Origin of the sequence: Psychrobacter sp. KH172YL61, assembly GCF_007182895.1 — a bacterium.
Taxonomy (GTDB): Bacteria; Pseudomonadota; Gammaproteobacteria; order Pseudomonadales; family Moraxellaceae; genus Psychrobacter; species Psychrobacter pacificensis.
The window spans coordinates 258,838-273,369 of sequence record NZ_AP019516.1 but is presented as its reverse complement, the minus strand read 5'-3'; the positions used below and the strand labels follow the sequence as shown (position 1 = coordinate 273,369).

The following is a 14,532-nucleotide window of genomic DNA, read 5'->3' as shown; positions in this document are numbered from 1 at the left end:
TTTGTAGTGTGGTGGTCATCTAGCCCCCCTTGCCTGCGTGTGGTTCGGCTGGCGCGTGGCTCTGTACTTCTTGTAGTAGCTTTTGCGCTTAGCGTGCTTACGGCTTTGCTTCGGTGGGTAAGTCTTCATAAACCCTCCTTTTCAGCAATTAGGCCAGCCAGCTCATCTTCAGAATAATGCTGAAAGTCTTGTGCTAAATATTGCCCTATGTCTGCAAAGTTTTTGCGCTTTGTGAATATCACCACTTCTAAGATCATCTTTGATAGTAGTGAATAAAGCATCGAACCAATCTAAGTGGGTTTGTTCGCCCATTTTGCTATCGATATATTCTTGTCTTAACTGATTGATAGTTTTCATAGTCTTAACCCTCTACCCTTGCCAAAACCAGTTTGTTCTAATGGCTTGTTGAGCGCATCAAGTCGGTAGTTAAGAATGCTATACCATCTATCGGTAGTGTCGTGTACAAGGCGCGCCATTGACTTAACTTGATTAGAGGAGATGTTCTCGTTGTAAATTAAGTAGAGTAGCTGACCAATATCGTGCATGACCTCAGCAGCGCCAGAAACGTCACAAGCGGTATCGGACAACATGCAAGACGACATTAAGATAACTTCGTTATCGTCTGCATCGGTGCAATCTATTGTTTTTATGCTGTGCTGGCTGCCATACAGCGCGTTAATGGCTTGGCGGTTGGCTGGCGTGTCATGGAATAATGACGGGGCGGCATCATTGCGGCTTACTTTGCCGTCATTGCGGTAATGGTATGTTTTGCCGTTGGTGGTAAAGCCTAAACAGCCGTATTCTTTATCATTGAATAGCTGATAAGTGCCATTGCCTACAGATGGGCATAGAACGCTGTCACCTGCCCTTGAATGTGGCTGGTGTGCTGTTAGTAGGGGTTTGAGTGTTTGAGGTCGTACGGATTGAATTAGGCATGATTATGCCCTCCTATTAGATTAGTTAGTTTGTTGTCACCCATAAAAATAGGGGTGACGGGTCTTAACTACCGCTAATAGACGGTTGAGCTTATTTACCGTAAAGGCTTTTGTATTAGGCTCTATCAACCCGTCATAGATGTTCGCACCAGTGACGGCGCTAAATATATGACGTGCCTGTATAAAGACAGACGTATTTTTATTCATGCCCGTAGTAGCTTGCTGATTAGTAGTCAGGCAAGTTTTAGGCACAAAAATAGCCAATGAATGACGGCTTGGCTTAACCGCTATTAGTTTAGTAGTGTGGTTATGATAACCGCTGTTATCATCAGTTGCAACGGCTTGTTTCATAAAAAAAATGGGTAATCGCCCCTGTTACATCCTTTTTTTTATGACTCAATCTGCGTCGATATTTAGCGAGTTTTTCTGATTTAGCGGACATATTCATAACACTGCCATTAACACTCGAATTCCTGTCATTTAGGCTCAAATTTTGGCTATTTACACTCAAATTCGTATGATAAAGGCTCAAATTCGTGCCATTCTGGCTATCGTACTCCACGTCACAGAATGTTAGGTCGTTTTTGTTATCTTTGCTCATCTCTTACCCCCTTCCACGTTGAACGCTATTTCTGCTATGCGTTTGGATAGCCCTTTGAGTGAGTCCACTTGTCTGCTACCTGTAGGTAGTGAACCGCGTAGAGCTAGCATTTTATTTTCTACTTCTACCATCTTAGTCAGACTATTAATGGCGGTCACATTGGCATGTAAAGTAATGATTAACTGATCTATAAATTCATCAGCTATCATCAAAAATCCTTCACCTTTTAACCTGTCCATAACTTCATTCACTAGGTCGTTATCACTCATGGTCTGTTACCTCCAGCTCAGGCAGTAAGATAAGCCCGTCCATCTGCTCGCTTAGAATGGTTGCCAGTTCACTGTTAGCGAGTAAGGCAGCCCGTATAGCGACTATTACGCCACGGCTTGCATCATCATCGGTGCTGATCGCGCTAAGTGCCATTGATAGGCTCTCAGCATCATTTGATAGGTCTTGTATGCGGTCATTAATGACAGACAAGTAATAGCTATCCACTGCTACTAGGCGCGGTTCTAATACATCGTTTGACTGGCTCATGGGTTCACCTCGCTGTTAGATAGTTCGCTTTCAAGTAATGTCTGTTCATCAAGCCAATAGACTGAAAAACGCTTGTCATTGTGCGTGACTATTTCGCTTTGAATAATTAGCCCTGCAGTTCTTAGATCATGAATGCGCTGCGCTAGGCATGTGATTTGATAAAGCCGGTAAGCATCCCAAGTAGTGATTGTTGCCCCTGTCATCAGGTGCGCTCTAACAGTGTCAATCTGTGTTTTAGGTGCTGGCTGGTTGGTCACTGGGGCGGTGGCTGTAGTAGTCATGATTAAGCCCCCTTGCTAGCTGAGTGTTGGCGTTCAAGCCATGCTAGTAGATCGGCGTTTCTAAATAATAGAATGCCGTTGATATCAATCGGTCTTGGGAACTTGTCAGCTTTCCACCATCGGCGAAGTGTCTGATGATGAACACCTACTAAGGATGCCGCTGTCTTAATGCGCGTCTGCCCTTGCGGATGTAACTGGGTTGAGCTTTGCGGATTGTTTGATACATTTAGCATATTGCTAACTCCTGTGTCATGCCGTTACTTGGCGTTGATTTGAGTTATCAGTATGCTAAAAGCTTAGCGGGCTGCCATCCTAGTTGGGGTGAGTTCGCATCCTAACTAGGGTGCCAGTTGATCGATTAGGAGAACATATAATTGAAAAAACCCACCGATTAGCGGGTGGGTTTTGGTTCTTAGGGTGCGGTTGATTCATTAGTAATCAATGCCGGCTATCGTTGCCATTTCATCAATACTCATATCTTCCCTAATTGCACACCGAAAGGCTTCGCCTATTTTGTCGTTACGATCTGCTATTTCTACGAGTATATTCAATCCAACAACACCTTGATTTTCTAAGTTTCTAGCTATCTGCTGCACATCAGCTTTCTTTGGTTTGTCCTCTTCAGTGTAGTAGCAATCTGTAAAGTCATGGCGGTAGGTACTTTCTGTAAGTATTTCGCTGTAAAAATCAATATCACTACCAGCTTCAAGTTTTTGATTATCTTGATAGGTAAGATATAGCTTAGTTATAACGCCGCTTATTACTACCAATGCCAAGCTAGTAGCAATACCAATAGCAAAAGACCTTCTAGTAATACCGCCTTTATTGTTAGGTACTATGCTGCCATCGAATAGGGCCCTAGGATCAAGAGTAGCAAAAAGTAAGTATTGAATTACTGCAAAGAAAATGAGCCATACACATGCACCGAACACCGCGGCCGGCAATTCATTGTAGGATGCAATATTGGCAAAAATACCACCTAACACAACTGCGAATCCAATAATCCATAGGACTTGAAATAGTCTTACTAAAAATGACTTCAATCTATTCTCCAGCGTAGTAGTTAAAATATAATGCCTGAAAAGCACTATAACCAAACTAAAGTGCTTTAAGCAATTTATATCTAACAAGTAATTAGAACGATGTTAACGGTGCATTATTGGCAATTTTCGTGCCTGCTACACTGTTATTAGCTTCTTGACCTGTCTTGGCACCTGCCGCCGCTGACAGTTTAGCTGCCATCTTTAGTAGATTATCCAATGCAACTTGTTTGTTTTCCGGTAGTTTGTTAGCTGCTAGCAGTAGGTTTTTGCCTGCGTTGGTGGTTAGTAGCGTTTTAGCTAGTGCTGCCATCCCTGCAATTTTTGCGGTTCCTATTGGATTGGACATAACACCACCAACCATAGCAATATCAGTCAGTCTTACTCCTGTTGGTGGATTTTCTTTGTACTGACCTGCTCGCTCGATATGACGCATGAGCTTAACAAGTCCGTCCATTTGTTTCTTATCATCGCCTTTAAATATATTGCTATACGGATCGCTCAATCGCTCAAACTCTTTTGCGAAGTTAGCAGGGCTAAAACTACCTGTGCTTTCATTCGTGGCTTTATTGATAGCCTCATCTGCCATAGCAAAGCGTAACGCTGCTTGTCCTTTTGGGTCTAATGCTTGATAGAAGTTGTTAGCTCTATCGCCTTGACCTGTTTTAATAAATGCTTTGTAAATCTCATCAGGCTTATTACTATCCATTGCATTGGCAATAGCCTTGTCCGCACGCTTCATAGCGTTTTTGTAGAACTTGTCTGCGCGTTGATATGCCTTCTTGATAGCCGTGTTGCCTGAGTTTAGTGCAAACTCTGCAATATCGTCATCAACTGCTTGGCGTAAATCCCCCATAGTTTTTGATGCCGCGCCTTTGCCGCTTATCCCTAGCTCACTTGAGAGACTACCAAGTCTTGATCGTAATTGACGCATATTGGCAAAATTTTTAGGTTTTGAAGTATCAGCAAGATTCCTTTGAATGTCTGTAAGCTCTCGAACAATAACATCATCAGGCGATAAGGATGCCGCTTGTTTATCAAGCGTTTTTGTTAGTGCTGACTGCGTATTGGTAGGCGTAACAATATCATTACCACTCGCTGCGACCGCTTCATCAACCTTGTCGTAAAGTTTTGATGCAATCTTGCTCTCACGGAATGCGCGAACCTCTGCGCTCGCCTGTAGTACGCGCCCTGTGTCGTCACCTGCTGTCTCAACGATGTTCAGCACACGCGCTGCGTTTCTATCACCTGCTGCGGCTGCTTGTCTGATAGTTGGCAATGCTTTGTAGTCTGTGTCAGCCATAACAGCTTTAAGTTTACCGGTGATTTTACGTGATGCAGCCTTCGCTTGACTGTGTTGCCCCTCTCTAAACTTGCCCATACCTACTATTGGTATGCGCTCGAGATGCGTTTCTGTGTTCTTAATAACGCCGCCACCCTTGATATCACCCACTGACGTTCTAACATCAAACTGCTTGCCGAGATCGTCAATTTCTTTGTAAGCTGGGGCAAGATTGCCACGTTTGGCGTTAACAGCCTTCGTTACACCCCTTGCCTACTGCTCCAGCGACCTTTTCACCGACACCTTGCCCGATAGCGCCACCTGCTGCACCTACGCCCATATTTAACAACCTGTCGTCTGTGTTTTCTGCATATTGAGCTGCACCAACCGCTGCACCTCTCACACCCTGGTCGGCCATTCGAGCGCCGATCGTAGCACCTCGACCTGCCGCATAGATTGGCAATGTTGCTGCAATCTCAGCGCCGCCGCGCACCCAGTCACCGCCAGTGCGACCTGCAACCGAACGCGCACCGTCTGTGGCTAAATTTGCTTGCTGATACTGTTTGTTATACCGCTCTGCTGCGTTGGTATCAAGGTTTGTTCCAAGCACGCTATTAGCGACGCTGTTAGCCTTATCACCAAATTGCTTGTTCATTTGCCAAATACCAGAATAAGAATCTGCCAATCCCATTGCTGCGCTGGTTGCGTACGAGCTTAGCTTATCGCCTATTGAGGCGTTTGGGTTTGATTGACCTGCAACACGGCTGCCGGGTGCACGACTAGGGTTCAAATCAAATATCCCCATAACATCTTCAAGGGGTGTTTGCGACCCTGCCTCTTGATACCTTTCAATTGCTGTTTGCAGATTTTTACCTATATTGTCTTTGCGCTTTAGTAGCTTAATAGCGATTTGCTGGTCTCCAAGACCTTGCTCTCGGTACTTACCAATAATTCTTTTAACTGCTGCCTTAGATACGGCTGCCATCGTTCTACCCTCTCTTAATGTTGTTAGCTCAAGTTTTCAGATTGAAACTAACGTTGATTGAGGTTATCAGTATGGCTCAAGCCTGTATTATGGGCATCCTAACTAGGGTGAAGCTATGCCCTAATTGGGATGCAAGTTTATGCCTAGTTATTTACTTAGCATTAAAAAAGCCACACTTATTAAAGTATGGCCGCTTTATTATTGGCAGTGTAGTGTCAGTGGTTTAACCGTGTTTGGCCAACTATCAAACCTGCGATAAATCCTTCAGCACGTGCTATATGCTGTACAGCGGTATGCGAGCTTACTTTGTTAACGCTATCCTTACCATACTTGAGCGGCGTTAGGTAATACTCTGCTATGCCATTGGTGCTCATACGGTCAATATATTTTAGCTTTAAAATCTTGCCTTCTAAGGGTTTACATTCGCATAGAATGGTTACTAGTCTTTCTACTTTTAGTGCTTCGTCATCAGTGAGAAACATAGCGGAACGTATTTTGCTTTTCTCTACAACATGTCCACGCATTAGACTAGCCATCGGACTTGAATACCCTAAACCGTTGCCTTCTGCCAACACCCAGTTACCCCATGCTGTCAGCAATTCCTGCACTTCTATGCTTAGATCAATCATACAAAATCCAAAAAAAATACGGATGTAAAATTAGTTTGCTCATTGCTTCACATCTTAATAACTGATGAGTCGCTCCAGTATGCACAGCAACTAGAATCATGACACACTAACGTGAATTCGAACTTCTCTTGAGGTTATGCGGTTTTTTTCTTTCATTGGCCAGCGCCTCTTTTGCTACCCTAAAGCGATTTTCTAAAGATGTTTTACCTTGACGGAATATTGCTTCTTCAGTAGCTAACCCAATGATGGCAGCTTCGCTAGGAAATGCTGGTTTGTCTTCTGTTCCTTTTGGCGCTTTCATTATTTCCAACAATATACCTATAGTTGTCTGATAACTTGCGGCAGTATTGTCATCCAGCTCAACCGTAGCATTTGTAAGTTGCTTCTGGATTTCATCAAACTCCTTTTCTAAGCTTTCATACTTCTTCTTAAGCACTTCATATTTTTCTGTACACTCATCATGGTTCACTTTTGGTGTTTTTGACAAGCTAGAATCTATAACAGGTAATTGAACATCTACCAAAGGTTTTGCTGGCTCAATTCTCAACCAGTCATTGAAACCCTTGAGAACATAACCAATCCTGAAGAGATATTTCTGTAAATCTTCAGATTTAATAAGATCATCATCGAAAATGACCTCGTTGTTATCTATAGCCAGCTCAAACATCAGTTTATAGCTAATATAATCAGCGAATACTTCCGCGAATAAACTTTCGCCTTCATTTTCATCTATCAGACGTACTTCTATACCAGCAAGTAAGCAAGCCGCGGTTTTAATATCAAACCTTTCTAACTTGAAGTAATTTAACTGGCATGCATTAGGCTCTTCAGGTTTATCTATAGGCTTTCGATAAATAAAATGTATCTCATTCTCATCATATTGTCTTACCTTGTCCCTAACTACTCTAGCTGCTTCAGCAGTCAGTTCTAGCTTTAGTTTTTGATACACCCTATGGACTCTAACTCTTCATAGGAGTAATAGAAGTCCCCCTTTTAAATCATTTATTAAGCGGAGTGAAATACTCTTACTAAGAATTACCTTTGAGTGGCAATTCTCTAAAAAATTTCTAGTATTAACATCATAATCATGAGATTGGCTATGTTCAACTCGAGTGACACGCGAATATTTATCCATTAAATAAGACGATACTTCTTTATCAAAATTATTTAAGACAAGGTAGGAAGCTATATCATCTATATAATCTTTTGTAGTGCTGGCAACTAGATTTATAAAATCAACTGCGAGAATATATTTTTTCCCTTGAAACACTTCATCATCTAATACGCTCATATCACACCCCTACACCCTTAAACAAAATAGGTGCAAGGCGGTGACAGCATAAGGGTGTGAATAGCTGTCGTTCGGGTAATTAGTCCTAGCCTTGCATGGTTGGTATTACATGGTGTTACCCATGCTTTTGTGATCGTTGTTTAAAGCTGGCATGAATGACATTATCAAACTTGCCTACCTTAATATTATCTAAGTAGTTCGCCCAGTCCGTCATCATGCGCGTTCGTTCAGGTACGGCTTGCATACGGTTATAGGCTTTGCCGTACTTGTTAAGCATTTGGTGTCCTAGCTGTATCTCTGTTAGCAGTTCGTCATAGCCTAATCGTTCCATCAGCATGGTTTTTGCGCTGGCACGGAAGCCGTGGGGCGTATGTACTTCTTTATAGCCTCTGCCCTCGTAATTGCTACCAATGCCCATGCTATTCATAGATGGATCATTCAATACTTTGTTAATGGCTTGCGGATCATGATGCGGTGCTTTCCTACGGTTGGCATTGTGAAATACATAATCATGACCACCCGTTAGCGTCTGCATTTGCTCTATGACGGCTATTGCTTGCGGTGCTAGTGGTATGACTAGGCTTTCCACCATGTCATCGCGCCTCTGCCCCCTTTTGAGGGGTAAAAACCCATTGCTTAGCGTTTAGGTCAATGTCTGCCCATCGCATCGCGCATATATCACCTACACGGGCAAAAGTAAGCGTTAATAGTTTTAATATCGGTTTGTTATAGACTTGCTTGTCACTTAACCCGTCAATATCTCTTAATAAGACGGCAAAGTCTTTGGGGTCTGTCAGTGACGCATGGTGCTTGGTGCGTGTCGCTTTCAATGCCTTAGCACCTGATAGCTGGGTGACTGGGTTGTACTCAATGAAGCCCTTTAACACAGCATGGGCAAAGATACGCTGCGCCATGTGCTTAACGCGGTTGCCCTTATGCACATGCTTTCTTTGTATGTCACGGCATAGGGTTAATACTTGCTGGCTTGTTATCTCACTAACTGGGAATTTACCAAAAGTGGCAGTTAATGGCGCTAGGTAATTATTGATATTTTCTAGTGTGCTTGGTGCTGGTTGGTGATCGGGGTTACTGGTTTGCTCATATAGCCAGTCATCAGCTACGGCTTGAAATGTGTTGGTTATGGCGGTGGCTTGCTTTACCCGTTCACTATCGCGCTGTGTGATCGGATCAATCAGTTGGGCAAGCATACGCATATTGTCGGCATGGGTCTGCCTTGCCTGCTCAAGCGTCAAAGCTGGGTATTGTCCTAGCGTCATCTCTTTACGTTTACCAGTGATAGGGGTGTGTGTAGCGGTGCTGAAACTCTATACAGCCACCACGTAAGCGCAAACGTAAGCCAGCATAGCCACCAATAGTGTGATAAACACGCTTTTGTCCCTGCGCGTCTTTGATTGCTCGCTTGATTTGGGTATCAGTTGTTAATGCTGCCATGACCACGCCCTTGTTACCTATTTACAGTGATAAATCTGACCACCAATTTGACCACCATTTATGTAACTAATTGGTGGTCAGTTGTGATAACGCTAGATAATAGATATTAGCACGTAATGCACGTAAAATATAGGCTAAGGCTAACTTTAGATAACGTGTGATAACACCAAAAACACCCCCTCTGTGGGCTTTTTTTTTGCCTCGCTATTTATAACAGGTTCAAATCTCGATGCCTATCGCTATAAACACGTAAAAACCTCTCTAGCGATTGGCAGCCGATAGATTCAGCCAGCAATCAACTCATATAGATCGTGCCCTATAGACTGCCTCTACTGTCTGCCGAGCTACCTGATAGCAGCTTTCGATATTGCCGCGTGCGCACCAGTCACCACTGACCATCCACTGTCTGGTTTCATCGACTAAGATACCTAGCTCTTTAGTATCTGTATCTATTATAGTAGCCGCATAGCGCCAGCGATGACAATCTGTTTGGCTTGGAGCACTATCTTTGTCCCAGTTTAAGGCTTGCTGCGCTGCCATTAATAACGCGGCTTTGACTGTCTCCAAATCATCATCGACGTGGACTTGTGACCAGTCATTACGCGCATGAATGGTGATGCTTGGTAATAGCTCATCACGAGCGGGTTTATGATGTTCAATAAATATTCTATCGAGTACCTCACTATTTAAATAAGCAACATCCCACTGCGGTGCTGTTTGAGAGTTCAATGTTTCAGGTAATTCTTGGGTATTGTCCCAACCGAGCATCAACGTATAGCAGGCCTGCATCTGCGGCTGAGTGATGTTAACTTGCTGACTAAACCCACTGTCTGCCATCAGCTCTACTGCCTGACCGTTTGGTGCAGTACAAATGACCCAGTCAAACCAACCAAGACTATTCCCTGTCTCGTCAAATAGCTCAGTTTTTTTATTATTTGAGTGAATAGTATGCTCATCCAGCGGAGCCACACGCGTCTTAAACACTATGTTTGTGTGCCTGAGCCCAGCGGCCAACTCACGTCCCCAACTGCTCATTTTTGGTGTGCTGATATAGCGCGCATGCACGGTATCCCACTGCTCTTTACTTTGGATATCAGGCGATTGACCATTATCATTCGCGGGCGTGAGCTCGACCACGTTGGCACACCATGGCTGTAGCAGCCCAGTATCTAGCCAAGGGACGATAAACTGCTGAAAACTATCAGTCTTTGCCGTAAAGAACTGTGCACCAAATGCCCATTGCCAGTTTTTACCTGTGTCACTGTCGGTACGATAGCGCGTCGCTAACCGGCCAACACTACGCGACTTTTCAAAAATAGTGATTTGCGGTGTATTGGATAGATCGTGTGTCTGATTTGAGGCGCGTTCTAGTAGTGTCGCGGTTAGCAGTCCTGTCAGACCACCACCGATGATCGCGATTTTTGGTAAAGATTTATCCGTTGAGAGCAAAGTATGATCAGTCATAATGACAGGAAACCTTATCGAGTATTTATGAGTCGCTACCATCTATAAATGGCAAAACGATCTCTTATATGGCGGGCAACTAGTGGGTAGCAATGTTCATTGACCATTGATATTGAATCGTCAAAACGCCGCAATATCAATATCGTCTGCGTAAAAAAGCCATGCTATTCACAATAACATGGCTTTTATTTGACGTTGCTGAACGGATATCAAAGTTGAAATAGCACCGTTCGCGTGCCCGATAGACGGGCTAACGCAACTACTCTCCGCGGCTCGCTTTGACTTCTTCTACCAAATCATTGATCACTGAGCTGTCCGCCAGCGTAGATAAGTCGCCCAATCCGACATACTGACCTTCTGCCAGCTTACGCAAGATACGACGCATAATCTTTCCTGAGCGAGTCTTTGGTAGCGCATCCACCATATAAATAGCATCTAAGGTCGCAATCGGCCCAATCTCGGCACGCACATGACGTTTTAGCTCCGCTTTTAGATCGTCTGTTTTTTCTTCGCCAGACTTTAGAATGATAAAGGCACAGATACCTGTCCCGCGAATCTCATGCGGCATACCAACAATCGCGGCCTCGGCAGTAGCCGGATGAGCAACCAATGCACTCTCAATCTCTGCCGTACCCAAGCGATGCCCTGAGACGTTTAGCACGTCATCCACGCGGCCTGTGATCCAATAATGTCCGTCTTCATCACGCTGCGCACCATCACCTGTGAAGTAATAGCCGGGATAATCGCTAAAATAGGTTTTCAAAAAGCGCGGATGGTCATTGTAGATCGTACGCATTTGCCCAGGCCAACCAGTACTGATGACCAAATTACCTTCAGCAGCGCCTTCCATGATTGCGCCTTCAGCATTGACGACTTCAGGTTTAATACCATACAGCGGCGTCATCGCGGCACCTGGCTTAAGATCGACCGCTCCCGGAATCGGTGCCATCAAAATACCGCCTGTCTCGGTCTGCCACCACGTATCGACAATGGGACACTTGCTGTCACCAACGACATGATAGTACCAATCCCACGCTTCTGGGTTGATTGGCTCACCGACTGAACCCAGCAAACGCAGGCTTGAGCGATCCGACTCACGTACAAAGGCATCACCCTCTTTCATCATCGCTCGAATCGCCGTTGGGGCGGTGTATAAAATGGTCACGTCGTGCTTGTCGATGATGTGTCCGATACGTGCCCATGTTGGATACTCTGGCACCCCTTCAAAAATGACTGTCGTGGTGCCATTGGCGAGCGGTGCATATGTTGAGTAGGTATGACCTGTGATCCAGCCCACATCTGCGGTACACCAATAAACGTCATCTTCTTTGACATCAAAGACATCACGGAAGGTAGACAAGGCATAAGTGATATAACCCCCTGTGGTATGCACAACGCCTTTTGGCTTACCCGTTGAGCCAGAGGTATACAGTAAGAATAATGGATCTTCGGCATTCATCACTTCAGGCTCACAGATCTCTGATTGTCCATCAACGAGATTGTGATACCAAACATCGCGGCGACCGCTCATCGGTATAGAGTTGCCTGTGCGGTGGACGACGATGACTTTTTCGACACTGTCTGTGCCATCCATCTCAAGAGCATGATCGACATTGGCCTTGAGCGGTGTGTGCTTGCCGCCACGTAAACCTTCATCAGCCGTAATCACAACTTTTGAGCGGCTGTCTATCAAACGATTGCCCAGACTCTCAGCAGAAAACCCACCAAATACCACAGAATGCACCGCACCAATACGCGCACATGCCAGCATCGAGACCATGGCTTCTGGTATCATCGGCATATACAACGTGACCCGATCCCCTTTGCCAACGCCAAGCTTGCGTAGCGAGTTGCCTAGACGACAGACTGCTTCATGTAATTCTTTAAAAGAAATAATCTTGTGTAGTGAAGGGTGATCCCCTTCCCAAATAATAGCTGGCTTGTATGGATCTTTTTCGAGGTGACGATCAAGACAGTTGACGGAGATATTCAGCTCACCATCTTCAAACCATTTAATACTGAAATCGTCTAAGTCATAATTGACATTGCTGACTTTGGTCGGTTTTTTTATCCAGTCGATCAGCTCAGCACGCTTCGCCCAAAACGCATCATTTGCTTCGGTTGATTCGATAGATTGATTGTAGTCTTCGAGATACTTTTCAGGGGTGGTATTGGCAGCAGCCATAAACTCGGCTGAGATTGGAAATGATTTCTGGGTCATAGTATTGGTCCTTTTAATTATCATGACTTACATAGAAAGTCGTCTATAACGACTACCCATGCAGGCAATAAGAGTCATCTTCCATAATGCGTGACACTCAGCGATAGTTTGACAAATAAGCGTGTCGGTTGCAAGACATCATCAGTCAATCATAACAATTTCGCTGTACATCTGTATACTTGGTGATTGATAGCAGCGGTTATTGAAGAATTATTAGTAAGGATTATTGCAACATCACAATCAAGAGTGCGCTTGATATGCAGATGCCATGTCACAGCTCATCGGATATCACATTTAATCCTTGTAACCTCAAATGAAATATGGACAATAGCTGCCCTACCGATACTGCTTTAGACAACACCGCCGATCTGTATTATTAACACATACAATTGGTTTTGTTATCACCTTTTTTTAAATGATTGTTTTACGAGACCGCAATGACTAATCACCACAATGCACAACCCTCTACTCACTATGACGTCATCATCGTCGGCGCTGGCGCTTCAGGATTATATTGTGCGCTCACCGCAGGTCGCCGTGGTCGTCGCGTTTTGGTCATAGATCACGCCAATAAAGCAGGCAAAAAGATTTTGATGTCAGGTGGTGGCCGCTGCAACTTTACCAATTACTTTGTGGAGCCTGAGCATTTTATCGGTGCCAATCCTCACTTTTGTAAGTCGGCACTGAGTCGCTATCCAAGCTGGGGAGTTTATCGGCATGGTAGAGGCGCATCAGATTCCCCTACCATGAGCGTGAACACGGACAGCTATTTTGTGATGATTCTGCCCAAGATATCCTCACTATGCTCCTTGATGAATGTACGGCTGTCAGTGTGCAAATCAAGCTCAATACCCAAATCAATCATGTACAGACGACTGACCATGATAAAGCAAAACGGTTTGAGCTAATAACCAGCAAAAAGCTTGGCAAAAAAGACGTCGCAAGCGAGAGTCAATCGTCACAGACGCGCTATCGTTGTGAGTCGTTAGTGGTAGCCACTGGTGGTTTGTCTATTCCAACGATGGGCGCAAGCGGCATTGGCTACGAGCTAGCGCAGCAGTTTGGGCATACACTGATAGCAACCGATGCCAGTCTCGTACCATTTACCTTCACGGACAAAACAGGCAAGCTGATTCGTAGCTTAGCAGGCATCAGCCTACCAGTCATTGCCAGCAATGAGCGTATCTCTTTAAACTGCCTGTACTGTTTACCCATCGCGGGCTTTCTGGCCCTGCCATGCTCCAGCTATCGAACTATTGGCACAGTGGTGAGACGATCAGCATTAACCTACTGCCCGATGTAGATGTCACCGATATTTTACTCACCCGCAAAAAGTCACACCCACGCCAACTGATCCGTACTGTATTGGCAGAAAACACAGACAACGCACTACCCAAAAAACTATTGGCAGCACTACAAACCCAGCTTTGGGACGATATCAAAGATACTGAGCTTGCCAATATCAAAGATGAGCGACTGAGTGAGCTTGGCGCTACTCTCAATGGCTGGCAGCTCAAGCCCTCTGGTACTGAAGGCTACCGTACGGCTGAGGTCACACGCGGCGGCATAAAAACTGACGAAGTATCCTCAAAGACCATGCAAAGCAATTTGCAAGAGGGCTTGTACTTCATCGGCGAAGTGCTCGATGTAACAGGCTGGCTTGGTGGTTATAACTTCCAATGGGCTTGGGCCAGTGGCTTTGTGAGTGGCGAGGTGGTTTAAGAAGCAGTCGCATTTGATAGCATAAAATAAACACGACATAAGTTCATTACACTATAGAATTATAGTATAATATTCACTTACTGTTATTTATG

18 protein-coding genes and 1 pseudogene are annotated in these 14,532 nt (G+C 44.6%); 2 read left to right on the top strand and 17 right to left on the bottom strand.

What is annotated here, in order from left to right:
* Positions 1-168: 168 nt before the first annotated feature.
* Positions 169-357, bottom strand: a complete 189-nt coding sequence (locus tag PKHYL_RS01400) for a hypothetical protein (protein WP_240365803.1) — start codon at positions 355-357, stop codon at positions 169-171.
* Between the two features lie 186 nt (positions 358-543).
* On the opposite strand from PKHYL_RS01400, the gene PKHYL_RS01395 reads away from it, so the two are divergent.
* A complete protein-coding gene (locus PKHYL_RS01395; protein WP_240365802.1) occupies positions 544-759 on the top strand; it encodes a hypothetical protein in 216 nt (71 codons plus the stop codon).
* 212 nt (positions 760-971) lie between these two features.
* Here the strand turns inward: PKHYL_RS01395 and PKHYL_RS01390 are convergent, their stop codons facing one another.
* The 16 genes from PKHYL_RS01390 to acs form a co-directional block, all read right to left on the bottom strand.
* Positions 972-1,286, bottom strand: a complete 315-nt coding sequence (locus tag PKHYL_RS01390) for a hypothetical protein (protein WP_240365801.1) — start codon at positions 1,284-1,286, stop codon at positions 972-974.
* 246 nt (positions 1,287-1,532) lie between these two features.
* A complete protein-coding gene (locus PKHYL_RS01385) occupies positions 1,533-1,805 on the bottom strand; it encodes a hypothetical protein (protein WP_240365800.1) in 273 nt (90 codons plus the stop codon).
* On the bottom strand, positions 1,798-2,073 hold the full coding sequence (locus tag PKHYL_RS01380) for a hypothetical protein (protein WP_240365799.1): 276 nt from the start codon (positions 2,071-2,073) through the stop codon (positions 1,798-1,800). The genes PKHYL_RS01385 and PKHYL_RS01380 overlap by 8 nt, the downstream gene beginning before the upstream one ends.
* Entirely contained in the window at positions 2,070-2,354 is a 285-nt protein-coding gene (locus PKHYL_RS01375; RefSeq protein WP_240365798.1) for a helix-turn-helix domain-containing protein, read from the bottom strand. Before PKHYL_RS01375 ends, PKHYL_RS01380 begins: the two co-directional genes overlap by 4 nt.
* Positions 2,355-2,356: 2 nt before the next feature.
* Entirely contained in the window at positions 2,357-2,587 is a 231-nt protein-coding gene (locus PKHYL_RS01370; RefSeq protein ID WP_240365797.1) for a helix-turn-helix transcriptional regulator, read from the bottom strand.
* 198 nt (positions 2,588-2,785) lie between these two features.
* A complete protein-coding gene (locus PKHYL_RS01365; protein ID WP_240365796.1) occupies positions 2,786-3,340 on the bottom strand; it encodes a hypothetical protein in 555 nt (184 codons plus the stop codon).
* A gap of 148 nt (positions 3,341-3,488) precedes the next feature.
* Entirely contained in the window at positions 3,489-4,847 is a 1,359-nt protein-coding gene (locus PKHYL_RS01360) for a hypothetical protein (RefSeq protein WP_240365795.1), read from the bottom strand.
* Between the two features lie 76 nt (positions 4,848-4,923).
* On the bottom strand, positions 4,924-5,661 hold the full coding sequence (locus PKHYL_RS01355; RefSeq protein ID WP_240365794.1) for a hypothetical protein: 738 nt from the start codon (positions 5,659-5,661) through the stop codon (positions 4,924-4,926).
* Between the two features lie 215 nt (positions 5,662-5,876).
* Complete coding sequence (locus PKHYL_RS01350; protein WP_240365793.1) at positions 5,877-6,290, bottom strand: antiterminator Q family protein; 414 nt, start codon at positions 6,288-6,290, stop codon at positions 5,877-5,879.
* A 106-nt stretch (positions 6,291-6,396) separates the two neighbouring features.
* Positions 6,397-7,239: a hypothetical protein gene (locus tag PKHYL_RS01345; protein ID WP_240365792.1), complete on the bottom strand. Its 843-nt coding sequence runs from the start codon at positions 7,237-7,239 to the stop codon at positions 6,397-6,399.
* A gap of 18 nt (positions 7,240-7,257) precedes the next feature.
* On the bottom strand, positions 7,258-7,581 hold the full coding sequence (locus tag PKHYL_RS01340) for a hypothetical protein (RefSeq protein ID WP_240365791.1): 324 nt from the start codon (positions 7,579-7,581) through the stop codon (positions 7,258-7,260).
* Between the two features lie 115 nt (positions 7,582-7,696).
* Complete coding sequence (locus PKHYL_RS01335; protein WP_240365790.1) at positions 7,697-8,173, bottom strand: tyrosine-type recombinase/integrase; 477 nt, start codon at positions 8,171-8,173, stop codon at positions 7,697-7,699.
* A 1-nt stretch (position 8,174) separates the two neighbouring features.
* A complete protein-coding gene (locus PKHYL_RS01330; RefSeq protein ID WP_240365789.1) occupies positions 8,175-8,858 on the bottom strand; it encodes a tyrosine-type recombinase/integrase in 684 nt (227 codons plus the stop codon).
* 10 nt (positions 8,859-8,868) lie between these two features.
* Positions 8,869-9,033, bottom strand: coding sequence for a hypothetical protein (locus tag PKHYL_RS01325; RefSeq protein WP_240365788.1), 165 nt, complete (start codon positions 9,031-9,033; stop codon positions 8,869-8,871).
* Between the two features lie 300 nt (positions 9,034-9,333).
* Positions 9,334-10,497: an NAD(P)/FAD-dependent oxidoreductase gene (locus tag PKHYL_RS01320; protein WP_212563995.1), complete on the bottom strand. Its 1,164-nt coding sequence runs from the start codon at positions 10,495-10,497 to the stop codon at positions 9,334-9,336.
* Between the two features lie 259 nt (positions 10,498-10,756).
* Positions 10,757-12,718, bottom strand: a complete 1,962-nt coding sequence (gene acs / locus PKHYL_RS01315) for an acetate--CoA ligase (protein ID WP_071002467.1) — start codon at positions 12,716-12,718, stop codon at positions 10,757-10,759.
* Between the two features lie 437 nt (positions 12,719-13,155).
* Here acs and PKHYL_RS01310 point away from each other — a divergent pair.
* A pseudogene (locus PKHYL_RS01310) lies at positions 13,156-14,440 on the top strand (NAD(P)/FAD-dependent oxidoreductase).
* Positions 14,441-14,532 lie beyond the last annotated feature (92 nt).

Bases quoted from the DNA above. Each gene is read 5' to 3' on its own strand.
- PKHYL_RS01400 (WP_240365803.1), bottom strand. From the start codon at position 357: ATGAAAACTATCAATCAGTTAAGACAAGAATATATCGATAGCAAAATG.
- PKHYL_RS01395 (WP_240365802.1), top strand. From the start codon at position 544: ATGACCTCAGCAGCGCCAGAAACGTCACAAGCGGTATCGGACAACATG.
- PKHYL_RS01390 (WP_240365801.1), bottom strand. From the start codon at position 1,286: ATGAAACAAGCCGTTGCAACTGATGATAACAGCGGTTATCATAACCAC.
- PKHYL_RS01385 (WP_240365800.1), bottom strand. From the start codon at position 1,805: ATGAGTGATAACGACCTAGTGAATGAAGTTATGGACAGGTTAAAAGGT.
- PKHYL_RS01380 (WP_240365799.1), bottom strand. From the start codon at position 2,073: ATGAGCCAGTCAAACGATGTATTAGAACCGCGCCTAGTAGCAGTGGAT.
- PKHYL_RS01375 (WP_240365798.1), bottom strand. From the start codon at position 2,354: ATGACTACTACAGCCACCGCCCCAGTGACCAACCAGCCAGCACCTAAA.
- PKHYL_RS01370 (WP_240365797.1), bottom strand. From the start codon at position 2,587: ATGCTAAATGTATCAAACAATCCGCAAAGCTCAACCCAGTTACATCCG.
- PKHYL_RS01355 (WP_240365794.1), bottom strand. From the start codon at position 5,661: ATGGCAGCCGTATCTAAGGCAGCAGTTAAAAGAATTATTGGTAAGTAC.
- PKHYL_RS01350 (WP_240365793.1), bottom strand. From the start codon at position 6,290: ATGATTGATCTAAGCATAGAAGTGCAGGAATTGCTGACAGCATGGGGT.
- PKHYL_RS01340 (WP_240365791.1), bottom strand. From the start codon at position 7,581: ATGAGCGTATTAGATGATGAAGTGTTTCAAGGGAAAAAATATATTCTC.
- PKHYL_RS01335 (WP_240365790.1), bottom strand. From the start codon at position 8,173: ATGGTGGAAAGCCTAGTCATACCACTAGCACCGCAAGCAATAGCCGTC.
- PKHYL_RS01330 (WP_240365789.1), bottom strand. From the start codon at position 8,858: ATGACGCTAGGACAATACCCAGCTTTGACGCTTGAGCAGGCAAGGCAG.
- PKHYL_RS01325 (WP_240365788.1), bottom strand. From the start codon at position 9,033: ATGGCAGCATTAACAACTGATACCCAAATCAAGCGAGCAATCAAAGAC.
- PKHYL_RS01320 (WP_212563995.1), bottom strand. From the start codon at position 10,497: ATGACTGATCATACTTTGCTCTCAACGGATAAATCTTTACCAAAAATC.
- acs (WP_071002467.1), bottom strand. From the start codon at position 12,718: ATGACCCAGAAATCATTTCCAATCTCAGCCGAGTTTATGGCTGCTGCC.